This window comes from Mycolicibacterium madagascariense (assembly GCF_010729665.1).
Classification (GTDB): Bacteria; Actinomycetota; Actinomycetes; order Mycobacteriales; family Mycobacteriaceae; genus Mycobacterium; species Mycobacterium madagascariense.
Genome location: NZ_AP022610.1, coordinates 2,726,076 through 2,749,073 on the forward strand (window position 1 = coordinate 2,726,076; position 22,998 = coordinate 2,749,073).

General features: G+C 68.9%; 23 protein-coding genes. 13 read left to right on the forward strand and 10 right to left on the reverse strand.

Annotated features, from left to right (window positions below; translation table 11 throughout):
- Window positions 1-5: 5 nt before the first annotated feature.
- From zwf to tkt, 3 genes are read right to left on the reverse strand one after another with little or no spacing between them, the layout of a single operon-like run.
- On the reverse strand, window positions 6-1,550 hold the full coding sequence (gene zwf / locus G6N60_RS12870; protein ID WP_179969684.1) for a glucose-6-phosphate dehydrogenase: 1,545 nt from the start codon (window positions 1,548-1,550) through the stop codon (window positions 6-8).
- Window positions 1,551-1,558: 8 nt separating this feature from the next.
- Window positions 1,559-2,677, reverse strand: a complete 1,119-nt coding sequence (gene tal / locus G6N60_RS12875) for a transaldolase (RefSeq protein ID WP_163737502.1) — start codon at window positions 2,675-2,677, stop codon at window positions 1,559-1,561.
- 21 nt (window positions 2,678-2,698) lie between these two features.
- Window positions 2,699-4,792, reverse strand: a complete 2,094-nt coding sequence (tkt, locus tag G6N60_RS12880; RefSeq protein WP_163737505.1) for a transketolase — start codon at window positions 4,790-4,792, stop codon at window positions 2,699-2,701.
- A 196-nt stretch (window positions 4,793-4,988) separates the two neighbouring features.
- On the opposite strand from tkt, the gene G6N60_RS12885 reads away from it, so the two are divergent.
- On the forward strand, window positions 4,989-5,921 hold the full coding sequence (locus G6N60_RS12885) for a heme o synthase (RefSeq protein WP_163737510.1): 933 nt from the start codon (window positions 4,989-4,991) through the stop codon (window positions 5,919-5,921).
- Here G6N60_RS12885 and arfB read toward each other — a convergent pair.
- Window positions 5,918-6,346, reverse strand: coding sequence for an alternative ribosome rescue aminoacyl-tRNA hydrolase ArfB (arfB, locus tag G6N60_RS12890; RefSeq protein ID WP_179969685.1), 429 nt, complete (start codon window positions 6,344-6,346; stop codon window positions 5,918-5,920). The genes G6N60_RS12885 and arfB overlap by 4 nt on opposite strands.
- 36 nt (window positions 6,347-6,382) lie before the next feature.
- A complete protein-coding gene (locus G6N60_RS12895; RefSeq protein WP_163737513.1) occupies window positions 6,383-7,357 on the reverse strand; it encodes a quinone oxidoreductase family protein in 975 nt (324 codons plus the stop codon).
- 18 nt (window positions 7,358-7,375) lie between these two features.
- Here G6N60_RS12895 and G6N60_RS12900 point away from each other — a divergent pair, with 18 nt between their 5' ends.
- Window positions 7,376-8,329 (forward strand): ATP-grasp domain-containing protein, encoded by a 954-nt coding sequence (locus G6N60_RS12900; protein WP_163737516.1) that lies wholly within the window; start codon window positions 7,376-7,378, stop codon window positions 8,327-8,329.
- Here G6N60_RS12900 and G6N60_RS12905 read toward each other — a convergent pair.
- Genes G6N60_RS12905 through mptB form a run of 4 tightly spaced genes read right to left on the reverse strand, consistent with a single transcriptional unit; the run spans window position 8,264 to window position 12,729 of the window.
- Window positions 8,264-9,265 carry a COX15/CtaA family protein gene (locus tag G6N60_RS12905; RefSeq protein WP_246240618.1) on the reverse strand — a complete coding sequence of 334 codons (1,002 nt, stop codon included), beginning with the start codon at window positions 9,263-9,265 and terminating at the stop codon, window positions 8,264-8,266. The two genes, G6N60_RS12900 and G6N60_RS12905, sit on opposite strands and share 66 nt — an antisense overlap.
- Window positions 9,266-9,311: 46 nt before the next feature.
- Complete coding sequence (locus tag G6N60_RS12910) at window positions 9,312-10,091, reverse strand: ABC transporter permease (protein ID WP_163737519.1); 780 nt, start codon at window positions 10,089-10,091, stop codon at window positions 9,312-9,314.
- Window positions 10,088-11,020: an ABC transporter ATP-binding protein gene (locus G6N60_RS12915; RefSeq protein ID WP_163737522.1), complete on the reverse strand. Its 933-nt coding sequence runs from the start codon at window positions 11,018-11,020 to the stop codon at window positions 10,088-10,090. The genes G6N60_RS12910 and G6N60_RS12915 overlap by 4 nt, the downstream gene beginning before the upstream one ends.
- Window positions 11,017-12,729 (reverse strand): polyprenol phosphomannose-dependent alpha 1,6 mannosyltransferase MptB, encoded by a 1,713-nt coding sequence (mptB, locus tag G6N60_RS12920; RefSeq protein WP_163737524.1) that lies wholly within the window; start codon window positions 12,727-12,729, stop codon window positions 11,017-11,019. The genes G6N60_RS12915 and mptB overlap by 4 nt, the downstream gene beginning before the upstream one ends.
- Before the next feature lie 76 nt (window positions 12,730-12,805).
- Here mptB and G6N60_RS12925 point away from each other — a divergent pair, with 76 nt between their 5' ends.
- The 7 genes from G6N60_RS12925 to G6N60_RS12955 are packed head-to-tail and all read left to right on the forward strand — an operon-like array spanning window position 12,806 to window position 19,147.
- Window positions 12,806-13,573: a helix-turn-helix transcriptional regulator gene (locus G6N60_RS12925; RefSeq protein WP_163737527.1), complete on the forward strand. Its 768-nt coding sequence runs from the start codon at window positions 12,806-12,808 to the stop codon at window positions 13,571-13,573.
- Window positions 13,570-14,997 (forward strand): Fe-S cluster assembly protein SufB, encoded by a 1,428-nt coding sequence (gene sufB / locus G6N60_RS12930; RefSeq protein ID WP_163737530.1) that lies wholly within the window; start codon window positions 13,570-13,572, stop codon window positions 14,995-14,997. Before G6N60_RS12925 ends, sufB begins: the two co-directional genes overlap by 4 nt.
- 28 nt (window positions 14,998-15,025) lie before the next feature.
- On the forward strand, window positions 15,026-16,237 hold the full coding sequence (gene sufD, locus G6N60_RS12935) for a Fe-S cluster assembly protein SufD (RefSeq protein WP_163737534.1): 1,212 nt from the start codon (window positions 15,026-15,028) through the stop codon (window positions 16,235-16,237).
- A gap of 1 nt (window position 16,238) precedes the next feature.
- On the forward strand, window positions 16,239-17,006 hold the full coding sequence (sufC, locus tag G6N60_RS12940; protein ID WP_163737537.1) for a Fe-S cluster assembly ATPase SufC: 768 nt from the start codon (window positions 16,239-16,241) through the stop codon (window positions 17,004-17,006).
- Window position 17,007: 1 nt separating this feature from the next.
- Complete coding sequence (locus G6N60_RS12945; protein ID WP_163737539.1) at window positions 17,008-18,285, forward strand: cysteine desulfurase; 1,278 nt, start codon at window positions 17,008-17,010, stop codon at window positions 18,283-18,285.
- 2 nt (window positions 18,286-18,287) lie between these two features.
- Window positions 18,288-18,806, forward strand: coding sequence for a Fe-S cluster assembly sulfur transfer protein SufU (sufU, locus tag G6N60_RS12950; RefSeq protein ID WP_246240620.1), 519 nt, complete (start codon window positions 18,288-18,290; stop codon window positions 18,804-18,806).
- Entirely contained in the window at window positions 18,803-19,147 is a 345-nt protein-coding gene (locus G6N60_RS12955) for a metal-sulfur cluster assembly factor (RefSeq protein ID WP_163737543.1), read from the forward strand. Before sufU ends, G6N60_RS12955 begins: the two co-directional genes overlap by 4 nt.
- Here G6N60_RS12955 and G6N60_RS12960 read toward each other — a convergent pair.
- A complete protein-coding gene (locus G6N60_RS12960; protein WP_163737547.1) occupies window positions 19,144-19,851 on the reverse strand; it encodes a DUF5666 domain-containing protein in 708 nt (235 codons plus the stop codon). The two genes, G6N60_RS12955 and G6N60_RS12960, sit on opposite strands and share 4 nt — an antisense overlap.
- An 86-nt stretch (window positions 19,852-19,937) precedes the next feature.
- Between G6N60_RS12960 and G6N60_RS12965 the strand changes: the two genes are divergently transcribed.
- The 4 genes from G6N60_RS12965 to G6N60_RS12980 are packed head-to-tail and all read left to right on the forward strand — an operon-like array spanning window position 19,938 to window position 22,989.
- A complete protein-coding gene (locus tag G6N60_RS12965; protein ID WP_163737550.1) occupies window positions 19,938-20,561 on the forward strand; it encodes a hypothetical protein in 624 nt (207 codons plus the stop codon).
- 43 nt (window positions 20,562-20,604) lie between these two features.
- Window positions 20,605-21,705: an oxidoreductase gene (locus tag G6N60_RS12970; protein WP_163737553.1), complete on the forward strand. Its 1,101-nt coding sequence runs from the start codon at window positions 20,605-20,607 to the stop codon at window positions 21,703-21,705.
- A 55-nt stretch (window positions 21,706-21,760) separates the two neighbouring features.
- Window positions 21,761-22,126 (forward strand): thioredoxin, encoded by a 366-nt coding sequence (gene trxA / locus G6N60_RS12975; RefSeq protein WP_163737556.1) that lies wholly within the window; start codon window positions 21,761-21,763, stop codon window positions 22,124-22,126.
- A gap of 17 nt (window positions 22,127-22,143) precedes the next feature.
- Window positions 22,144-22,989: an enoyl-CoA hydratase gene (locus tag G6N60_RS12980; protein WP_163737559.1), complete on the forward strand. Its 846-nt coding sequence runs from the start codon at window positions 22,144-22,146 to the stop codon at window positions 22,987-22,989.
- Window positions 22,990-22,998 lie beyond the last annotated feature (9 nt).

Here is a 22,998-nt window from a genome sequence, read left to right on the forward strand (position 1 = left end):
GCGCGTCACGGCCGGCGCCATTCCCGGCCGGTGCGCTGCAACATCTCGAACGCCGACTGCGGGCCCCACCCGCCGGCCTCATAGGGATCCGGCTTACCGTGCGACGCCCAGTGCTCCAGCGCGGGATCCAATATCTGCCAAGACAATTCGACCTCCTGGTTCACGGGGAACAACGAGGGCTCACCGAGCAGCACGTCGAGGATCAATCTCTCGTACGCCTCGGGGGACTCCTCGGCGAAGGCCGACCCGTAGGAGAAGTCCATGTTGACGTCGCGGACCTCCATCGCATGACCCGGGACCTTGGAGCCGAAGCGCAGCGTGATGCCCTCGTCGGGTTGCACCCGGATGACGAGCGCGTTCTTGCCGAGTTCATCGGTCATCGTGGCGTCGAACGGCAGATGCGGCGCCCGCTTGAACACCAGGGCGATCTCGGTGACCCGACGGCCGAGCCGCTTGCCGGTGCGCAGATAGAACGGCACGCCGGCCCACCGCCTGGTGTCCACCTCGAGGGTGATCGCGGCGAACGTCTCGGTGGTCGACGTCGAGGAGAAGCCGTCCTCCTCGAGCAGGCCGACCACCTTCTGACCGCCCTGCCAGCCCGCGGTGTACTGACCGCGAGAGGTGTTCTCCTGCAACGGTTCTGCCAGTCGGGTGGCGGAGAGCACCTTGATCTTCTCGGCCTGCAACTCGGCGGGACTGAAGTTGACGGGCTCCTCCATCGCGGTCAGCGCCAGCAGCTGGATGAGGTGGTTCTGGATCACGTCGCGCGCGGCGCCCACGCCGTCGTAGTAGCCGGCGCGCCCGCCGAGACCGATGTCCTCGGCCATGGTGATCTGGACGTGATCGACGTAGTGGGCGTTCCAGATCGGGTCGAACAGCTGGTTCGCGAATCGCAGGGCCAGGATGTTCTGGACCGTCTCCTTGCCGAGGTAGTGGTCGATGCGGAACACCGACGACTCGGGGAACACGCTGTTGACGACCTGGTTGAGTGACTTCGCGCTCTCCAGGTCGTGCCCGAACGGCTTCTCGATCACCACGCGGCTCCACCGGTCACCGTCGGGCCGCGTCAGGCCCGACGTCGACAGCTGTTCGCAGACCGTCGGGAAGGCCTTCGGCGGAATCGACAGGTAGAAGGCGTGATTGCCACCGGTGCCACGCTCGGCATCGAGTTTGGCGAGGGTCTCGGCCAGCCGCGCGAACGCCGCGTCCTCGTCGAAGGCGCCCTTGACGAACCGGATGCCTTCGTTGAGCCGGTCCCAGACCTCCTGCCGGAACGGCGTGCGCGCATGCGCCTGGACCGCCTTCAGCACGATGTCGCCGAAGTCCGCATCGGTCCAGTCCCGGCGGGCGAAACCGACCAGCGAGAAGGTCGGGGGCAGCAGGCCCCGGTTGGCGAGGTCGTAGATGGCGGGCATCAACTTCTTGGTCGCCAGATCGCCGGTCACGCCGAAGATGACGACCGCACACGGACCCGCGATGCGGGGCAAGCGCTTGTCGAGCTTGTCCCGCAGCGGGTTCTGCCAACCGGTGGCAGCGCCAGCACCACTCACCGGAGGGCTCAAGACTTCTTTTCGTCCAGCTGGCCCTGGGTGGCCTCGAGCAGCTCGCCCCACGACTTCTCGAACTTGTCGACGCCCTCGTTCTCCAGCACCAGGAACACGTCGGTGAGGTCGATGCCGATCGACGCCAGCTGATCGAACACCATCTGCGAGGCGCCGGCCGTGCCGCTGATCGTGTCGCCCTTGACCTCGCCGTGGTCGGCGACGGCCTCCAGGGTCTTCTCCGGCATGGTGTTGACGGTGTTCTTCGCGACCAACTCGGTCACGTAGAGCGTGTCGGAGTAGTCGGGGTTCTTGACCCCGGTCGACGCCCACAGCGGCCGCTGCACCCGCGCGCCGTCGGCGGCCAGCGCCTCGAAGCGTTCCCCGCCGACGAACACCTGCTGGTAGGCGGCGTAGGCCAGCCGAGCGTTGGCGACGCCGGCCTTGCCGCGCAGCTCCAGTGCCTCCTCGGAACCGATGTCCTCGAGGCGCTTGTCGATCTCGGTGTCCACGCGGGAGACGAAGAACGAGGCCACTGAGTGGATCTTGGACAGGTCGTGGCCGGTGTCCTTCGCCTTCTCCAGACCGGCGAGGTAGGCGTCCATCACCTCGCGGTGGCGCTCGACGGAGAAGATCAGGGTGACGTTGACCGAGATGCCCTCGGCGATCACGGCCGTGATGGCGGGCAGACCCGCCTTCGTCGCGGGAATCTTGATCAGCACGTTGGGCCGGTCGACGATCTTCCACAGCTCGACGGCCTGCAGGATCGTCTTGTCGGTGTCGTGCGCGACCCGCGGGTCGACCTCGATGGACACCCGGCCGTCGACGCCGCCGGAGGTCTCGTAGACCTTCGCGAGGACGTCGCAGGCGTTGCGGACGTCGTCGGTGGTGACGGTGCGGATGGTCGCGTCGACGTCGGCGCCGCGCTCGGCCAGTTCCTTGACCTGGTCGTCGTAGGCGGTTCCCTTCGAGAGGGCGGCCTGGAAGATCGACGGGTTGGTCGTCACGCCGACGACGCTGTGCGTGTCGATGAGGTTCTGCAGATTGCCGGTCTGCAGGCGCTCACGCGACAGGTCGTCGAGCCATACGGAGACGCCCTCGGCGCTCAGCGCCGCGAGGTTCGGATTCTGGGTCATCGGTACTCCTAGGTGAGTGGATCAGTTGTCGAGCGTGCGTTCCGCGGCGGCGGCGACGGCCTCGGGAGTGAAGCCGAACTCGCGGAACAGCGTCTTCTCGTCGGCAGATTCGCCGTAGTGCTCGATCGAGACGATTTCGCCGGTGTCGCCGACCAGCTTGTGCCAACTCATCGCGACGGCCGCCTCGACGGCGACCCGAGCCGACACCGAGGGGGGGAGCACGCTGTCGCGATATTCCTTCGGCTGCGACTCGAACCACTCCACGCAGGGCATGGACACGACGTAGGCGTTGATGTCCTTCTCGGCCAACAACTTCTTCGCCTCCACGGCCAATTGCAGTTCCGAGCCGGTGCCGATGATGATCACGTCGGCGTCGTCAGCGGGATTGCCCCCTCCGAGGACGTAGCCACCCTTGCCCACGCCCTCGTAATCGGTCCCCTCGAGGACGGGAATGCCCTGCCGGGTGAGGATGAAACCGACCGGCCCGCTCCCGTTGCCCCTGGCGACGATGTTGCGCCACGCGTACGCCGTCTCGTTGGGGTCACCGGGGCGCACCACGGAGAGGTTGGGGATCGCCCGCAGCGCGGCGAGGTGCTCGATCGGCTGATGGGTCGGGCCGTCCTCGCCCAGCCCGATCGAGTCGTGCGTCCAGATGTAGATCGTGTCGATGTCCATCAGCGACGCCAGTCGCACCGAGGCGCGCATGTAGTCGGAGAACTGCAGGAACGTGCCGCCGAACGCGCGGGTCGGGCCGTGCAGCACGATGCCGGACAGGATCGCGCCCATCGCGTGCTCGCGGATGCCGAAGTGCAGCACGCGGCCGTACCAGTCCGCCTTGAAGTCCTCGGTCGAGATCGACGGCGGCCCAAAGGACTTCACGCCCTCGATGGTGGTGTTGTTGCTCCCGGCGAGGTCGGCCGAGCCGCCCCACAGCTCGGGCAGCTTGGTCGCCACGTCGTTGAGCACCTTGCCGAACGCCGCCCGGGTGGCCAGCGGCTTCGATCCCGGTTCCCAGTAGGTGACGTCGGCGTCCCAGCCGTCGGGCAGTTCCTGGGCCAGCAGTCGGTCGAGCAGTTTCTTGCGCTCGGGCTCGCGCTCGGCCCACGCGTCGAAGCCGGGCTGCCACTTCTCGTGGGCCTCGCGACCGCGCTCGACGAGCTTGCGGGTGTGCTCGATGACCTCGGGGCGCACCTCGAACGTCTTGTCCGGGTCGAAGCCAAGGACCTTCTTCGTCGCGGCCACTTCCTCGTCGCCGAGCGCCGATCCGTGGACGCCGCCGGTGTTCATCTTGGTCGGGGCGGGATAGCCGATGATGGTGCGCAGCGAGATGAACGATGGCTTGTCGGTGACCGCCTTGGCGGCCTTGATCGCCTCCTCGATGCCGACGACGTTCTCGCCGCCCTCGACCTCCTGGACGTGCCAGCCGTAGGCGCGATAGCGGTCGGCGACGTTCTCCGACAGGGCGATGTTCGTGTCGTGCTCGATGGAGATCTGGTTGTGGTCGTAGAAGACGATGAGATTGCCGAGCTGCTGGGTGCCCGCGAGCGAGCTGGCCTCGGAGGTGATCCCCTCCTCCATGTCGCCGTCGGAGGCGATCACGTAGATGAAGTGATCGAAGGGGCTGTCGCCCGGTGCCGCGTCGGGATCGAAGAGACCGCGCTCGTAGCGCGACGCCATCGCCATGCCGACCGCCGACGCCAGACCCTGGCCCAGCGGTCCCGTGGTGATCTCGACGCCGTCGGTATGCCGGAACTCCGGGTGCCCGGGCGTCTTGGACTTGAACGTGCGCAGTGACTCGATGTCGCTGAGCTCCAGACCGAACCCACCGAGGTAGAGCTGGATGTAGAGCGTCAGGCTGCTGTGCCCGCACGACAGGACGAAGCGGTCGCGGCCCAGCCAGTGCACGTCGGACGGATCGTGGACCATCTGGCGCTGGAACAGCGTGTAGGCCAACGGCGCCAGGCTCATCGCGGTGCCGGGATGACCATTGCCGACCTTCTGCACGGCGTCGGCTGCGAGCACCCGAACGGTGTCGACGGACTCCGAATCGACGTCGGCCCAATCCTCCGGATGGTGGGGGCGGGTCAGTTCGGAGATTTCTTCAACAGTGGTCACGAGCGAGCTCCTCGGGTGGGCAACCTGTCTGACGAATACCCTAGTGCGAACCGGTTCAACGCTGCAGGCCGCGTCGTTCTCGTTCGTCCTTCGTTCACGTCGGGTGACCCTGCGTTGTCGGATGCTCGGTTCCACGGTCTACCATCGCCTGTAGTAGAAGCCGCGTGCTGCCGCGAATTACGAGGAGAACAACTGCGTGAGCATTCGCGAGCGCCGTAATTCCCGCGAGGCGCCGGGGCGCACACGCGCCACGTTGCTGGCGTATCTGGCCCTGACCAAGCCGCGCGTGATCGAGCTGTTGCTGGTCACCACCATCCCCGCCATGCTCCTGGCCCATCGCGGCACGGTGAACCCGCTGCTGATCGTCAACACGCTGTTCGGCGGCATGCTCGCCGCCGCGGGCGCCAACACGCTCAACTGCGTGGCCGACGCCGACATCGACAAGGTCATGAAGCGGACGGCGCTGCGGCCGCTGGCCAGGGCGTCCGTGCCCACCCGCCACGCACTGGTGTTCGGCCTGCTGCTGAGTGCGGGCTCCTTCGCCTGGCTGTGGTGGACGACCAACCTGCTCTCCGGCGTGCTGGCGATCGCGACGATCCTGTTCTACGTCTTCGTCTACACGCTGCTGCTCAAGCGCCGCACGTCGCAGAACGTCGTCTGGGGTGGAGCCGCGGGCTGCATGCCCGTGATGATCGGCTGGTCGGCCGTGACGGGCACCATCCAGTGGCCCGCGCTGGTGATGTTCGGAATCATCTTCTTCTGGACGCCGCCGCACACCTGGGCACTGGCGATGCGCTACAAGGAGGACTACGAGGCCGCCGGCGTGCCGATGCTGCCGGTCGTGGCCACCGAGCGGCAGGTCACCAAGCAGATCCTGATCTACACGTGGCTTACCGTGCTGACGACGCTGGCGCTCGCGCTGGCCACCGGGTGGCTGTACGCCGCGGTCGCACTGCTGGCGGGCGCCTGGTTCCTGACGATGGCCCACCAGCTGTACGCCGGGGTCAAGCGGGGCGAGCCCGTGAAGCCGCTGCGGTTGTTCCTGCAGTCGAACAACTACCTGGCCGTGCTGTTCTGCGCGCTCGCCGTCGACTCGGCGCTGGCGTTGCCCACGCTGTTCGGGCGTTAGTCCCAGTCCCCGCCGCGGCGACGCTGCTTGGTCTGGCCGCGACGCTTCTTGTCGGCGATTCGGCGTTCCCTCGCCCCGCGCGACGGCGTCGTCGGCCTGCGGGTCGGGGGAGGGGCCGCCGCGGCGTCGCGCAGGATGCGGCCCATGCGCTCGCGGGCGGCAGTACGGTTCTGCAGCTGGCTGCGATGCTCACTGGCCGTGATAGTGAGTACCCCGCGGGCGAGGCGGCCCCGCAGATTGCACAGGATCCGGTAGCGCAGCCACGGTGGGACGGCCGCCGAGCGGGCCACGTCGAAGGACAGCGCGACGCGACTGTCGGCGGTGTTCACACCCTGGCCGCCGGGGCCCGAGGACCGGGAGAACCGCTCCGTCAGCTCGGACCCCGGCACGACGAAGGTGGGCGTCACCACCAGGTCGTCGGCCACGTCGCCCAGATTAGGCCCCCGCGGCCACCGAAGCGATCAGGGAACGAGGACGACCGAACCGACGGTCTTGCGACCCTGCAGATCGGTGTGTGCCGTGGCGGCCTCGGCCAGCGGATACCGTTCGCTGACGGTCACCGAGAGCGTGCCGGTCGCGATGGCGTCGAGGAGTTCGCCTGCGCGCCAAGAGAATTCGTCCTGGGTGCGGGTGTAGTGGGCCAGCGTCGGCCGGGTGAGGAACAGCGAGCCGGCGCTGTTGAGCCGCTGCGGGTCGAATGCGGGCACGGGTCCGCTGGACGCCCCGAACAGGGCTAGCGTGCCGCGGATCGCGAGGCTGGCCAGGCTGGCCTCGAACGTCGACTTGCCGACGCCGTCATACACGGCGGCGACCCCGCGCCCACCGGTCAGCTCGCGGATCTTGGCGCCGAACTCCGCGGGGTCCTCGGGATAGTCGAGCACCTCCACGGCGCCGGCCTGCCGGGACAGTTCGGCCTTCGCCTCCGTCGAGACGGTGGAGATGACCTTGACCGCCATGCTGGTGGCCCACTGCGTGAGGAGCAGCCCGACGCCGCCCGCCCCGGCGTGCACGAGGACGGTGTCGCCCTGCTGCACGGGATGGACGGACTTGAGCAGATAGTGCGCCGTCATGCCCTTCAGCAGTGCCGACGCCGCCACCTCGGCGGGGACGGCGTCGGGGACGTAGGCCACGAAATCGGCTGGCGCCAGGCTGTATTCGGCGTACGCGCCATCGGCCTGGGCGGTGACGACCCGATCGCCGACGTTGAGCGCGGCGACGTCCTCGCCGACGGCGGCCACGGTGCCGCACACCTCGGTGCCGACCACGAACGGCGTCGGTCTGGGATAGAGCCCCGAGCGGAAGTACGTGTCGATGAAGTTGACGCCGATCGCGTCGGCCTTGATGAGGACCTGGCCGGGTCCCGGGGTGGGCTCGGGCTTCTCGACGTAGGTCAGGACTTCCGGGCCGCCGGTCTCGGACACCTCGATCGCATGCATGGCCCCTATCATTCCACCGTGAAACTCGCCCGACCCGACGTCCGCCATCCCACCCTCGTGCTGGCGGGGTGTCGCGCCCTGGTCGAGGGCGACGGGGACGACGCGGGCCTCGTCCCGGCCCTGCGCGCCAGGGGTCTGCACGCGCGGTGGCTCGCGTGGGACGACCCGGCGACCCTGGATGCCGACCTGGTCGTGCTGCGGGCGACGTGGGACTACACCGATCGCCTCGACGAGTTCCTGACCTGGACGCGGCAAGTCCGCAACCTGGTCAACGCACCGGCCGTGGTGGCCTGGAACACCGACAAGCGGTACCTGGCCGATCTCGCGGCCGCGGGCGTTCCCACGGTGGCGAGCGCGTTCTTCGCGCCGGGGGAGGAGGTCCACATCCCGCCCAGTGAGATCGTCGTGAAGCCGGCGATCGGCGCGGGATCGGTTGGCGCGCAACGCTTCACCGATGCCGAGTCGGCCCGCCGCCACGCCGCGGCCCTGCACGCCGACGGCCGCACCGCGCTGGTGCAGCCCTATGACCGACGGATCGCCGACGGCGAGACCGCGATGGTGTTCCTCGGCGGCGAACAGTCGCACGCGTTCACCAAGGGCCCGATGTTGCCGCCGCCCGGCGCCACCGCGGCACTCGACGACTCCGGCACCTACGCCACCGAGACCCTGCGCCCGGCCGATCCCGACGACGAGCTGTGGGAGGTCGGGCACGCGGCGCTGGCGGCCGCGGCGGCCCGGCTGGACGTCGGTGTCGAGGAATTGCTGTACGCCCGGGTGGACGTCATCGGCGACGCGGCCGATCCGCGGTTGCTCGAACTCGAATTGGTGGAGCCGTCGTTGGGCTGGCGTCAGCTCGACGAGGCGCGACGCGACCTCCAGCAGCGCGCCTTCGCCATCGGGGTGGAGTCAGCCCTGCAGCGGCTCGGCCTCGGTCCCCTCGGCCTCGGTCCGCTGTCGCATCGACGCCCATAGCGCCGCCGTCGCGGCGGTGCAGATGGCCGCACCCGCGACGTGCACCGCGACCAGGGCGGCGGGCACGCCGGTGAAGAACTGCACGGTGCCGACCATGCCCTGCAGGGCGACCGCGACGAGCAGCACGACGACGCGCATCGTGACCAGGCGGGGGGCCCGCACGGCGAGCAGGCCGAAGGCCAGGCCGATCAGCAGGCACAGGTAGGCGGCCACCAGCGACGAGTGCCGGTAGACCAGCGTGACGATGTCGAGTCCCAGCCTCGGCACGGGCGCCGTGGCGCTCTTGTCGCCGGCGTGGGGTCCCGCTCCCGTCACCATCGTGCCGGTCACCAGCACGACCGACAGGGCAATGGCGCTGAGTGCGGTCAACTGCCGCAGGGCATTCGGCACCAGCAGGGTGGGGACGCCGTCGTCCGGCTGACCGATCTTGACGAACAGCTGCACCGCCAGCCACACCATCAGCATGGAGACCAAGAGGTGGATCGCCACGGTCCACCACAGCAGTCCCGTGAGCACGGTGATGCCGCCGAGCACGGCCTGCAGCACCGTCGAGGCGGGCATCAGCCAGGCGTAGATCAGCACCTCGCGGCGTCGCCGGGCGCGCAGGACCGCAAGGACCGCGGCGATCGCCGTCAGCACGACGAGGAACGTGATCATGCGGTTGCCGAACTCGACGGCCTGGTGCACGATCGGCACCTCCGCGACCGGGACCGGCACGAAGCTGCCGGGGAAGCATTGCGGCCAGGTCGGGCAGCCCAGTCCCGACGACGTGACCCGGACGATCGCGCCGGTCACGGCGATGCCGCCCTGGGTCAGGACGACGGCCGCGGCGACGATCCGCTGCATGCGCAGGCTGGGCAGCGGCAGCGCGTCGACGAGACGCATGGGGCCGCGACTGCGCTGCCGGCGCACCTCGTGCACGTGTCCTACGGCCATCGCCCGATCGTAGAGCAGCGCTAACTACAGGCCGTAGTAGGGGGAGTCAGGTGAAGCGGAACCACCGCAGCGCGCACAGCGCGGCCAGCGCACCCCACACGGCCAGCACGGCGATGCCCAGCCAGTCCACCGACACCGTCATCGCCTGGGAGAGTGCCTCGGTCAGTGCGCCGGACGGGGTGAGCCGCGCAACGAAGCGGGCGCCGGGGGAGAGCAGGCCGCCCTCGAGCACCAGCGCTCCCACGCCGGCGAACACGAACCACAGCAGGTTGGCGATCGCCAGCACGATCTCCGCCCGCAGGGTCCCGCCGAGCAGCAGACCGAGCGCGGTGAAGGCCGCGGTGCCGAGTGCGATGATGACGGCGCCGAGCGCGAGCCCGACGAACGCGGGCCGCCACCCCAGCGCCACGCCGATGGCGCCGAGCAGGATCGACTGCAGGATGACGACGGTGACGACGGCCAGCGACTTGCCCGCGATGACGCCCCAGACGGGCAGTGCCGTCGCGCCCAGCCGTTTCAACGCGCCGTAGCGCCGGTCGAAGGCCACCGCGATGGCCTGGCCGGTGAACGCCGTCGAGATGATCGCGAGGGCCATGATCGGCGGGACGAACGTCGCCGCCCGGTTGGGTCCGAACGAGCCGAGGGGCAGCAGGGTCAGACCGACGAGCAGCGTGATCGGGATGAACATCGTCAGCAGTAGCTGTTCGCCGTTGCGCAGCAACAGCTTCAGCTCGAGCCGGTACTGGGCGGCCAGCATCGCCGGGACCGTCGCGGGCCGCGGGTCGGGCGTGAACGTGCCGACCTCGAATCGATTCGCGCTCGTCATGACCTCAGCTCCCGTCCGGTGATGTCGAGGAAGACGTCCTCGAGGCTGCGCTGCTCGACGCGCATGTCGGTGGCGAGGACGTTCAGCCGGGCGCACCACGCGGTGACGGTGGCGAGCACCTGCGGGTCGATCAAGCCCTCGACGAGGTACTCACCCGGCGACACCTCGGTGGCCTGGTAGCTCTCGGGCAGCGCCGAGATCAGCAGGGACAGATCGAGTTTGGGCGGGGCCGAGAAGCGCAGCTGGTTCTCCGCGCCGCGGCCCATCAGCTCGGCGGGCGTGCCCTTGGCGACCGCGACCCCGTGGTCGATGATCACCAGCCGGTCCGCGAGTTGCTCGGCCTCCGTGAGCTGATGGGTCGTCAGGACGACGGTGACGCCGTCGCGGCGCAGCCCGTCGATGAGGTCCCACACCACGATGCGCGCATGGGCGTCCATGCCTGCCGTCGGCTCGTCGAGGAACACCAGCTCCGGTCGCCCGACGATCGCGCACGCCAGGGCGAGCCGCTGCTGCTGACCACCCGACAGTCGCCGGTAGGTGGTCTTCGCGGCGTCGGTCAGGCCGAGGGTGTCCATCAGCCAGGCGGGATCGAGCGGGCGGGCCGAGTACGCCGCGACGAGGCGGAGCATCTCGCCCGCCCGGGCCGCGGGATAGCCGCCTCCGCCCTGCAGCATCACCCCGATGCGTTCGCGCAGCTTCGCGTTGTCGGCCACGGGGTCGAGTCCGAGGATGTCGATGCTGCCCGCGTCGGGCGCGAGGAAGCCCTCGCACATCTCGATCGTCGTGGTCTTGCCCGCACCATTGGGGCCTAGCAACGCGAGCACCTCGGCGGCCCGAACCTCGAGATCGAGGCCGTCGACCGCCACGGTCGACCCGTACCGCTTGGTGACTCCGCATAGCCGCACGGGGACGTCGGAACGGGAGGTCACGGTGTCTCAGCGTAGGCGTCGGCCCTGGGGGCGGGTGGTGCCGGTGGCACGGATTCCGGCTCGTCCGCCCCGGTCACCACCGCCAAGGGGCGCCACGGCAGCCGCGAATAGGTGATCGCGATGAGGGCCAGCACGATGATCGTGCTCGCCACGGTGGCGTCGAGGATCTGGAACAGAGCGAACCGGTCGCCGTTCGCCGTCGGCCCGAATATGCCCACGATCAGGGTGATCACGATGGTCGTGCCGCGAAATCCGGGGCGGGTGGCCCAGGTCGCCAGCGGAATGATCGCCCACAGCAGGTACCACGGCTGCACCACGGGAAACAGCAGCACCGTCGCGCCGAGGGCCACGCCGAGGCCGCCGACGGGGTGCAGCCGCCCGCGCAACACCGCGAACAACAGGTACGACACCAGGATCGAGATGATGATCACACCGATGGCGCGGGTGAGCGCGAGGACCGCGGTGGTGTGATCGCCGAGGCCGAGCAGGTTGCCCACCTGCCCGGTACCCAGCGCGATGAGGGTCGGCGGCGACATCCACGATCGCACGACGTTGGCCGTGCCGAGGGTGAACAGCCACCCGAAGCCCAGCCCACTGGCCCACCCGATGGCCACCGTCACCACCACGACGATCGCGGTGACCAGCCCGCCGGCAACGACGAAGGCCCGCACCGACCCACCCCACTTGCAGGCCAGCGCCATCGCCACGAACCCCACGGCCAGCAGCGAGGGCAGCTTGACCTGCGAGGACATGGTGATGAGCACGGTCCCCGCCAGCAGCATCGCCAGCGGCAACCAGGCCGCCCATTCGCTGCGCCCGTGCGGCCAGTGCAGCGGGCGCGGCAGGAGCGGTCCCGCGGGATGGTTGTCGCGCGTCCTGCTGATCGCGCGCAGGGCGAACTCGGTGCCGGTCAGCATGAGGCCGAGCATCAGCGCCTCGTTGTGGATGCCCGCCACCAGGTGCATGAACAGCAACGGGTTGCAGGGCCCCAGCCACAGCGCGCTGACCTCGGCGACCCCGCAGCGCCTGGCCAGTCGGGGAGTGGCCCACACGATCAACCCGACGCCGAACAGCACGACGAGGCGATGGCACAGCACCGCGGCGACGATGTTGTCCCCGGTCAGGTCGGAGATGTCCCTGCCGATCCACAGGAACAGCGGACCGTAGGGCGCCGGGGTGTCCCGCCACAGGCTGGGCACCGACAGCGTGAACACGTGGTCGAGTCCGAGGCCCGGTGCAGGGCCCACGCGATAGGGGTCGAGCCCGATGCGTGCGATCTGGCTCTGCGCCAGGTAGGAGTAGACGTCCTTGCTGTACATCGGCGGGGCGATGAGCAGCGGCAGAGCCCAGAGCAGCAGCGTGCGGTCGAGCTGACTGCGGGACATGCGCCTGCTGCCGAGGGCGAAGCGTCCGAGCATGAGCCACGCCAGTGCCATCATCACCGCGCCGGTGGTGGTCATCGTCAGGGACACGGTCTGGATTCGCGACGGGAGGTTGAGCAACCGCACGCCGAACGTGGGGTCCTGGACGACGGGCCGGGCGCCCGCGCCGAGCGCCCCGATCGCCATCAACACCGTGCCCGTGGCGCCGAACACCCGGGTCCGGCGCAGCAGTGCCACCTCCGACGCGATCAGCGGTGAACCGACCGTCGTCTCGTCGGCGTGCCAGCGCGCGACGGCGGTGCTCAGCGACGGTGGGCGGGCGGCCATGCCAGCAGCGTAATGAGTGAGCTACCTAAGGGTGGCCTTCCTAGACCTGTTCGGCGAATTCCGACACAATGGTGTTGTGAAATTACGTTCGGGCTCCGAGGGCGCCGCAGGCCTGTCTGCCGGCGCCGCGTCGAGCTCGGACGGGCACACCCGGCGATCCATCGTTCAGCTCCTCCTCGAGGGTCCCATCACCGCGGGGGAGATCGGCGACCGCCTCGGCATCTCGGCCGCGGGCGTGCGTCGCCACCTCGACGCGCTGATCGACGCGGGCGACGCCGAGTCCAATGCCGCGGCCACCTGGCAGCACCACGGGCGGGGACGCCCCGCCCGGCGGTTCCGGCTGACCGCGGCCGGGCGGGCCAAGCTCGATCACGCCTACGACGACCTCGCCGTGGCCGCCATGCGCCAGCTGCGCGAGGTCGGCGGTGACGACGCGATCCGCACCTTCGCGCGCCGGCGCATCGACACCATCCTCGCCGGCGCCCAGACCCCCGGCGCGGACGTCGCCTCGGACGTGGCCACCGCCGCCGACCGCGTCGCCGTGGCGCTCACCGGCGCGGGCTACGCCACGACGACGACGCGCGTGACCGGTCCCATCGACGGCGTGCAGATCTGTCAGCATCACTGCCCGGTGTCGCACGTGGCCGCCGAGTTCCCGGAGCTGTGCGAAGCCGAACAGGACGCCTTCGCCGAGATCCTGGGTACCCACGTGCAGAGGCTGGCGACCATCGTCAACGGCGACTGTGCCTGCACCACACACGTTCCCGTCATCCCAGAACCCGCCCGGCGCACCGCCCGCGCCGAACCCGAGAATTCCGACACGAACAGAGGAGCGTCGACATGACGACCACACCGGAAGCCCTCACCCAAGAGGAGACCATCGCCTCGCTGGGCACCTATGGCTACGGCTGGTCGGACTCCGACGTCGCCGGCGCCAGCGCGCAGCGCGGTCTCTCCGAGGCCGTGGTGCGCGACATCTCGGCCAAGAAGAGCGAACCCGAGTGGATGCTCGAGATGCGGCTCAAGGCTCTGCGCACGTTCGACAAGAAGCCCATGCCGAACTGGGGGTCCAACCTCGAGGGCATCTTCTTCGACAACATCAAGTACTTCGTGCGCTCCAGCGAGAAGCAGGCCGCCACGTGGGACGACCTGCCCGCCGACATCAAGAACACCTACGACAAGCTCGGCATCCCCGAGGCGGAGAAGCAGCGCCTGGTGTCCGGCGTCGCCGCGCAGTACGAGTCCGAGGTCGTCTACCACTCGATCCGCGAGGACCTCGAGGCCCAGGGCGTCATCTTCCTGGACACCGACTCGGGGCTGCGCGAGCACCCCGAGCTGTTCAGGGAGTACTTCGGCACCGTCATTCCGGCCGGTGACAACAAGTTCTCCGCGCTCAACACCGCGGTGTGGTCGGGCGGCTCGTTCATCTACGTGCCGAAGGGCGTGCACGTGGACATCCCGCTGCAGGCCTACTTCCGCATCAACACCGAGAACATGGGCCAGTTCGAGCGGACGCTGATCATCGTCGACGAGGACGCCTACGTGCACTACGTCGAGGGATGTACCGCCCCGATCTACAAGTCGGACTCGCTGCACTCGGCCGTGGTGGAGATCATCGTCAAGCCGGGCGGCCGGTGCCGCTACACCACCATTCAGAACTGGTCGAACAACGTCTACAACCTCGTCACCAAGCGGGCGCGGGCGGAAGCCGGCGCCACCATGGAGTGGGTCGACGGCAACATCGGCTCCAAGGTCACGATGAAGTACCCCGCGGTCTGGATGACCGGTGAGCACGCCAAGGGCGAAGTGCTCTCGGTCGCGTTCGCCGGCGAGGGCCAGCACCAGGACACCGGCGCCAAGATGCTGCACCTGGCGCCGAACACGTCGAGCAACATCGTGTCGAAATCGGTTGCCCGTGGCGGCGGCCGCGCCTCCTACCGCGGACTGGTCCAGATCAACAAGGGCGCGCACGGTTCTCGCTCCAGCGTGAAATGCGATGCGCTGCTGGTGGATTCGGTCAGCCGCAGTGACACCTACCCCTACGTCGACATCCGCGAGGACGACGTCACGATGGGTCACGAGGCCACGGTGTCGAAGGTCAGCGCCGATCAGCTCTTCTACCTGATGAGCCGCGGCATGACCGAGGACGAGGCCATGGCCATGGTCGTGCGGGGCTTCGTCGAGCCGATCGCGAAGGAACTCCCGATGGAGTACGCGCTCGAGCTGAACCGCCTGATCGAACTACAGATGGAAGGCGCCGTCGGATGAGGGCGAGCGAAGCAACGGGGGACGAGGCATGACGGAGGCAGGCAGCAACCTGACCGAAGCCGCCGAGGGCATCAGGAACGGCGGCTCGACACTGGCCGCGCTGAACAAGGGTGAGCTGTTCAGCTCGTTCGACGTCGACGCGTTCGAGGTCCCCGGCGGCCGCGACGAGCTGTGGCGGTTCACCCCGCTGAAGCGGTTGCGCGGCCTGCACGACGGATCGGCCGCCCCGACGGGCCGCGCGCCGATCGAGGTCAGCGACCGCCCCGGGGTGACCGTCGAGACGGTCGCGCGCGGCGACGAGCGCCTCGGCCAAGGCGGCGTGCCGTCCGATCGCGTTGCGGCACAGGCGTTCTCGTCATTCGAGCAGGCGACGATCGTCACCGTCGCGCGGGACACCGAGGTCGCCGAGCCCATCGAGATCACCGTCACCGGACCGGGTGAGGGCAAGACCGCCTACGGGCACCTGCAGATCCGCGTCGAGGAGTTGTCGCGGGCCATCGTCGTGGTCGACCTGCGCGGCAGCGGAACCTATGCCGACAACGTGGAGATCGTCGTCGGTGACGCGGCCGGCGTCGGCGTCATCTGGATCGCCGACTGGGCCGACGACATGGTGCACGTGAGCTCGCATCACGCGCGACTCGGCAAGGACGCGGTCCTCGGGCACGTCGCCGTCACCCTCGGTGGCGACGTGGTGCGGACGTCGACGACGGTGCGCTTCACCGGCCCCGGCGGCGACGCGCAGTTGCTCGGCACGTACTTCGCCGACGACGGTCAGCACTTCGAGTCCCGGCTGCTGGTCGATCACTCGCAGCCCAACTGCAAGTCCGACGTGCTGTACAAGGGTGCGCTGCAAGGGGATCCGGAATCGAAGAAGCCGGACGCCCACACCGTGTGGGTGGGTGACGTGCTGATCCGCGCCGAGGCCACCGGCACCGACACCTACGAGGCCAACCGCAACCTCGTGCTCACCGACGGCGCTCGCGCCGACTCGGTGCCCAACCTGGAGATCGAGACCGGTGAGATCATCGGCGCCGGGCACGCCAGCGCCACGGGACGTTTCGACGACGAGCAGTTGTTCTACCTCCGTGCCCGCGGCATTCCGGAGGATCAGGCCCGCCGGCTCGTGGTGCGCGGTTTCTTCGGCGAGATCATCGCCAAGATCGCCGTCCCCGCAGTGCGCGAACGCCTCACCGACGCCATCGAACGAGAACTAGCCATCACCGAATCGAAGAGTAGTTGACATGACCACACTTGAAGTCAAGGACCTGCACGTCTCCGTCATCTCCGCCGAGGGCGGTGCCGACATCGAGATCCTCAAGGGTGTCGATCTCACCGTGAAGTCGGGGGAGACCCATGCCGTGATGGGGCCCAACGGTTCCGGCAAGTCCACGCTGTCCTATGCCATCGCGGGGCATCCCAAGTACACCGTGACGTCGGGCTCGATCACGCTCGACGGGCAGGACGTCCTGGCGATGAGCGTCGACGAGCGGGCCAGGGCGGGGCTCTTCCTGGCGATGCAGTACCCCATCGAGGTGCCCGGCGTCTCGATGTCGAACTTCCTGCGCACCGCGGCGACCGCCGTCCGTAGAGAGGCACCCAAGCTGCGGCACTGGGTCAAGGAGGTCAAGGGCGCGATGAGCGATCTCGACATCGACCCGGCATTCTCCGAACGCAGTGTCAACGAGGGCTTCTCGGGCGGGGAGAAGAAGCGGCACGAGATTCTGCAGCTGGGCTTGCTGAAGCCGAAGATCGCCATCCTCGACGAGACCGACTCCGGGCTCGACGTCGACGCGCTGCGCGTCGTGAGCGAGGGCGTCAACCGCTACGCCAAGGCCGAGAACGGTGGCGTCCTGCTGATCACGCACTACACCCGCATCCTGCGCTACATCCAGCCGCAGTTCGTCCACGTGTTCTTCAACGGCCGCATCATCCAGTCCGGTGGGCCCGAACTCGCCGACGAGCTGGAGGAGAACGGGTACGAACGCTTCACCCAGGCGGTCGAGGCCTGACATGACGGCGGCGTCCACGACGCTCGACGTCACCGCGATTCGGGCGGACTTCCCCATCCTGGGCCGGGTGATGCGCGGCGGAAATCCGTTGGCGTACTTGGACTCCGGAGCCACCTCGCAGAAGCCGCTGCAGGTGCTCGATGCCGAACGCGAGTTCCTGACCACCTCCAACGGTGCGGTGCACCGCGGTGCGCACCAGCTGATGGAGGAGTCCACGGACGCCTACGAGCAGGGTCGCGAGGACATCGCCGCCTTCGTGGGTGCCGACGCCGACGAACTGGTCTTCACGAAGAACGCGACGGAATCCCTCAACCTGGTGTCCTACGTCCTCGGCGACGGACGTTTCGACCGTGTCGTCGGGCCCGGCGACGTCATCGTGACGACCGAGCTCGAGCACCACGCCAATCTGATTCCGTGGCAGGAGTTGGCGCGGCGGACCGGCGCCACATTGCGCTGGTATTCGGTGACCGACGACGGGCGCTTGGACCTCGATTCCCTCGAGCTCGACGAGCGGGTCAAAGTCGTTGCCTTCAGCCATCATTCGAACGTCACGGGTGCCATCGCGCCAGTGGGCGAGTTGGTGTCGCGCGCCAGGGCCGTCGGCGCGCTGACGGTTCTCGACGCCTGCCAGTCGGTGCCGCACCAGCCCGTCGATCTGCACGCGCTCGGCGTCGACTACGCCGCGTTCTCCGGTCACAAGATGTTGGGTCCCACGGGGATCGGGGTGCTCTACGGTCGCCGTGAGTTGCTCGACGCCATGCCTCCGTTCCTCACCGGCGGCTCCATGATCGAGACGGTCACGATGGAGGCCACCACGTACGCCCCCGCGCCGCAGCGATTCGAGGCGGGCACACCCATGACGTCACAGGTCGTCGGGCTGGCAGCCGCCGCGCGGTATCTGCGCGACGTCGGGATGGCCGCCGTCGAGGCACACGAGGCCGAACTGGTCGCCGCCACGCTGGAACGGCTCGCGGAGATCGACGCGGTGCGCATCGTCGGCCCGACCTCGATGGTCGACCGCGGGTCGCCGGTCAGCTTCGTGGTCGACGGTGTCCATGCGCACGACGTCGGGCAGGTGCTCGACGACGAGGGCGTCGCGGTCCGTGTCGGGCACCACTGCGCGTGGCCCCTGCACCGCCGGTTCGGCGTCGCCGCGACGGCACGCGCGTCGTTCGGCGTGTACAACACCCTCGACGAGGTGGACCGGTTGGCCGCGGGCATTCGCCGTGCCATCGAGTTCTTCGGTACGGCGGGCACCGGGGAATCGGGCAGGCGCTGACCGTGCGAATGGAGCAGATGTACCAGGAGGTGATCCTGGACCACTACAAGCACCCGCATCACCGCGGTCTGCGCGATCCCTTCGCCGCCGAGGTGCATCACGTCAATCCGACGTGTGGTGACGAGGTCACCCTGCGGGTCGCGCTGTCCGACGACGGCGAGACGGTCACCGACGTCTCCTATGACGGGCAGGGCTGTTCGATCAGCCAGGCGGCGACGTCGGTGCTGACCGATCAGGTGATCGGCCAGAGCGTAGGGGCGGCGATGAAGACGGTGGCGGCGTTCGCCGAGATGATCTCCTCCCGCGGCAACGTCGAGGGAGACGAGGACGTCATCGGTGACGGGATCGCGTTCGCCGGCGTCGCGAAGTATCCGGCCAGGGTGAAGTGCGCGCTGCTGGGCTGGATGGCCTTCAAGGCCGCACTGGCGGAGGCCAGGCCATCGAAGGAAGCACTGGCGGAGGCCAGGCCATCGAAGGAAGCACCGACGCATGTCGGTGACGACGAGGAGGAACGACCATGAGCGACACCGCTTCTGAGGAAGTGCTGGCCGATCTCGAGGAGGCGATGCGCGACGTGGTCGATCCCGAACTGGGGATCAACGTCGTCGACCTGGGCCTGGTCTACGGACTGGACGTCGAGGAGGGGGACACCGGATCGAAGGTGGCCCTGATCGACATGACGCTCACGTCGGCGGCGTGCCCGCTGACCGACGTCATCGAAGACCAGTCCCGCACCGCGCTGGTGGGCGCGGGACTGGTCAACGAGATCAAGATCAACTGGGTGTGGAATCCGCCGTGGGGGCCGGACAAGATCACCGAGGACGGTCGCGAGCAGCTGCGCGCCCTCGGCTTCACCGTCTAGCTGCCCTGACGCCTACCGCAGGGTCCGCTGTCGGCGGGCTTGAGTCCGATGGACGTGGCCTGCAGGCTGCCGTCCCCGGCCTTGGTGCCCTGCGCAATCAGGCACTCGCCCGCTGCGATGGCCGATGGGTCGACGACGTTGCGCTTGGCGAAGCGCGTGTTGGACGCGACCGTCACGGTGCTGGTGGTGTTGTCCGACCCGGTCACGGTGATCGCATTGCCGTTGATCGACGCGACGGTGCCGATGATGCCTCGGCCGCCCTTGCGGCCGGGGGGCGCGCACTGTCCGTTGTTGTCAGCCGGTCCGAAGAGGATCGCCGCGGCCGTGACGTTGGGGGTGCCCTGGGTCTCCTTGGTCGGTCGGGCGACCAGGCACTGTCCCACGGCGATGTCGGTGAGCTGGGCGGTGGTGAGCTGCGTGACGTGCGTCGTCGGTCCGACGTCGACGGGACCGGGCCCGTCCGGCCCGGTCAGCGTGACCTTGCCTCCGGCAACCGATCCCACGATGCCGGCGATGCGGTCCTTCGCCTGAGCCATCGGCGCCGAACTCGGGGACGCGGCGGCGCTGGACGAGGAGGGCTTGGCACTGGATGCGGAGGACGACGCCGACGGGGTGCTGGACGATCCGCACGCTGCCAGAGCGACGACCGCCGCACCGGCGAAGGCGACTGCGCCGCAGCGCGAGACGAGGGTTGAGGTGAGCATGCCTTCACGGTGCTGGACGCCCCTGTGCATGCGCTAGGAGAACGGTGGGAGGTCGATTGGAACGCCCCTGTCCTAGGCTGGGCGCGATGGACACCCAGGCATACGTCGACACGCGCCGCCAGCTTCGTGGAATCGCCGAGAGCTTCATCGCCGGACCGCAGTACCGCGCGGCGGGCACCATTCGGCTGGCCGTGCGGCCCGACGGGTTCACCGGGGTGTCGATTCCCGTCGCGGTGCGCGGCACCGATCTGGTGTGGGGTGGGGACGGCGCACCGATCACCGGCACGGTCGGGGCGCTCGCGGCGGCCTCCGGGCTGGACGTCGGCCCGCCCGTCGGCGCCTACGAGATCGTCGACCCGCTGAGCGAGGACACCGTGCTCGCGCTCGACGCGGAGGCCGCCGAACTCGTCCACCGCAGCCTGTACGCGGGCGGTTTCGCGCTGAAGACCGTTCTGCCGCAAGGACATCCGGTGTTGTGGCCCGAGCACTTCGACGTCGGGGTCACCGACGACGAGGTCAACTACGGGGTGTCTCCCGGCGACGACTTCCATCCGCTGCCGTATGCCTACGTCGGTCCGTGGTCCTCGCGCATCGGTGCGTTCTGGAACGCTCCGTTCGGTGCCTTCATGGCGCTGGACGCGTCGCACGACGTGGACGCACTCGCCACCGACGTGGCCGACTTCTTCGAACGCGGCCGCGCCGAGCTGTGACCCGGGCGGAATCGGCGGGCCGCCGGAGGCGTTGCACGCCACCATGAGCCAAGGTCTGCCCGAACTGTTCCGGCCCCTGACCGTGCGGTCGATGACGATTCCCAACCGGTTCGCCATGGCGCCCATGACACGTCAGGCCTCACCGGGCGGCGTGCCCGGTCCCGACGTCGCCGCGTACTACGCCCGGCGGGCAGCGGGCGGGGTCGGCCTCATCATCACCGAGGGCGTGCGGCTGCCCGACCCGGCAGCGGGATATCCGACGTCGATTCCCACGCTGGCGGGTGACGACGTGCTCGCCGGATGGCGCAGGGTCACCGACGCCGTCCACGCCCACGGTGCCGTGATCGCCGCCCAGCTGTGGCATCAGGGCGCCGCGCGCGCCGCCGACGACGGCGTGCAGGCGGTCAGCCCGTCCGGCGTCGACGGCTCCGGCGCCACCACCAGCCGTGCGCTGCGCACCGACGAACTCCCCGACGTGGCAGGGCAATTCGCGCTGGCCGCCCGCAATGCGCGCGCCGCCGGCTTCGACGCCGTCGAAGTGCACGGCGCGCACGGCTACCTGCTCGACGAATTCCTCTGGGAGCAGACCAATCTGCGGACCGACGGCTACGGCGGGTCGCGCACGGCGCGGACCCGCTTCCCGGCCGAGGTGGTGGCCGCCATTCGCGCCGCCGTCGGCGACGACTTCCCGATCGTGTTCAGGTTCTCGCAGTGGAAGGCCACCGACTACGACGCCCGCATCGCCGCCGATCCATCCGAACTGCAGGAGCTGCTGGCCCCGCTGGTCGACGCCGGCGTCGACGTCTTCCACCCGTCGACGAGGCGGCACTACGCACCGGCGTTCCCCGAGCTGGACCCGGTGCTCAGCCTGGCGGGCTGGACCAAGAAGGTCACCGGTGCACCCGTGATCGCGGTGGGGTCGGTCGGCCTGGACACCGCATTCCGCGACGAGGGGCCCAGGACGTCGATCGCGCCCGCCCCCGTCGACGCCGTCGTCGCGCAGTTCGAGGCAGGCGAATTCGACGTCATCGCACTCGGCCGCGCCCTGCTGGCGGACCCCGCCTGGGTCGCCCGGCTGCGCGACGGGGAGCTCGACGGGTTCAATGGGTATGAACCCGCGTCTGCGCTCGGCTCGCTGCACTGACCCCCGAGCGCTCCCGTAGGGGAACAAGCAGGTAGGACCCGACGTTAGGACAGACGTGAGCACGCAGGACATCACCACCGAGCAATTCAACGACACCATCACCGACAACGAGATCGTCCTCGTGGACTTCTGGGCGGAGTGGTGCGGACCGTGTCGTGCGTTCGCGCCGACCTACTCCGCGTCGTCGGACAAGCACCCCGACGTCGTCCACGCCAAGGTCGACACCGAGGCCGAGCAGGGCCTCGCCGCCGCCGCAGAGATCCAGGCGATCCCGACGCTGATGGCATTCAAGAAGGGCCACATGGTCTTTCGGCATTCCGGCATGCTGCCGGCGAAGGACCTCGAGGACGTGATCGGACAGATCAAGGAGCTCGACGTCGAAGCCGCGCTGGCGGAGCAGGCCAAAGCCGAAGAGGTCTAGCGGCGGCACGCGATAGCGTGCTGGTCGTGAGCGAGCAGAATTCGACGGCGCAGCCCCTCGTCCTCGTCGACCGACCCCGGCCGCAGCTGGCCGTGGTGACGCTGAACCGCCCGGAGCGAATGAACTCCATGGCCTTCGACGTCATGGTTCCGCTGCGCGCCGCGCTCGAGGAGCTCAACCACGACAACGACACCCGCGTCGTGGTGTTGACGGGCGCCGGCCGGGGCTTCTCCTCGGGCGCCGATCACAAGTCCGCGGGATCGGTGCCCCACGTCGAGGGTTTGACCAAGCCGACCTACGCGTTGCGGTCCATGGAGGTCCTCGACGACGTGATTCTCGCCATACGGCGGATGCATCAGCCGGTGATCGCGGCCGTCAACGGCGCGGCGATCGGCGGTGGCCTGTGCCTGGCGCTGGCCTGTGACGTCAGGGTCGCCGCGGCGGGCGCCTACTTCCGCGCCGCCGGCATCAACAACGGGCTGACGGCCAGCGAGCTCGGGCTTTCGTACTTGCTGCCCAAGGCAATTGGGACCTCGCGGGCGTTCGAGCTGATGCTGACCGGTCGCGACGTCGACGCCGAGGAGGCTCAACGCATCGGTCTGGTGTCGTACGCGGTGCCCGACGACGAGCTGCTCGACACCTGCTATTCGATGGGCGAACGCATCGCGTCGTTCTCCCGGCCGGGTGTCGAGTTGACCAAGCGCACGCTCTGGAGTGGACTGGAAGCCGGTAGCCTAGAGGGTCACATGCAGGCCGAGGGCCTGGGCCAGCTCTACGTGCGCCTGCTTACCGCCAACTTCGAGGAAGCGGTTGCTGCGCGCGCCGAGAAGCGCCCGGCCGCGTTCACCGACGACAAGCTATGAGGAGTACAG

Excerpts from the sequence above, each read along its gene's own strand:
- G6N60_RS12965 (WP_163737550.1), top strand. The coding sequence starts at position 19,938 with ATGGACACCCAGGCATACGTCGACACGCGCCGCCAGCTTCGTGGAATC.
- sufD (WP_163737534.1), top strand. The coding sequence starts at position 15,026 with ATGACGGAGGCAGGCAGCAACCTGACCGAAGCCGCCGAGGGCATCAGG.
- G6N60_RS12960 (WP_163737547.1), bottom strand. The coding sequence starts at position 19,851 with ATGCTCACCTCAACCCTCGTCTCGCGCTGCGGCGCAGTCGCCTTCGCC.
- G6N60_RS12905 (WP_246240618.1), bottom strand. The coding sequence starts at position 9,265 with ATGGCCGTAGGACACGTGCACGAGGTGCGCCGGCAGCGCAGTCGCGGC.
- sufB (WP_163737530.1), top strand. The coding sequence starts at position 13,570 with ATGACGACCACACCGGAAGCCCTCACCCAAGAGGAGACCATCGCCTCG.
- tal (WP_163737502.1), bottom strand. The coding sequence starts at position 2,677 with ATGACCCAGAATCCGAACCTCGCGGCGCTGAGCGCCGAGGGCGTCTCC.
- G6N60_RS12895 (WP_163737513.1), bottom strand. The coding sequence starts at position 7,357 with ATGCATGCGATCGAGGTGTCCGAGACCGGCGGCCCGGAAGTCCTGACC.
- sufC (WP_163737537.1), top strand. The coding sequence starts at position 16,239 with ATGACCACACTTGAAGTCAAGGACCTGCACGTCTCCGTCATCTCCGCC.
- G6N60_RS12945 (WP_163737539.1), top strand. The coding sequence starts at position 17,008 with ATGACGGCGGCGTCCACGACGCTCGACGTCACCGCGATTCGGGCGGAC.
- G6N60_RS12955 (WP_163737543.1), top strand. The coding sequence starts at position 18,803 with ATGAGCGACACCGCTTCTGAGGAAGTGCTGGCCGATCTCGAGGAGGCG.
- G6N60_RS12970 (WP_163737553.1), top strand. The coding sequence starts at position 20,605 with ATGAGCCAAGGTCTGCCCGAACTGTTCCGGCCCCTGACCGTGCGGTCG.
- G6N60_RS12910 (WP_163737519.1), bottom strand. The coding sequence starts at position 10,091 with ATGACGAGCGCGAATCGATTCGAGGTCGGCACGTTCACGCCCGACCCG.
- mptB (WP_163737524.1), bottom strand. The coding sequence starts at position 12,729 with ATGGCCGCCCGCCCACCGTCGCTGAGCACCGCCGTCGCGCGCTGGCAC.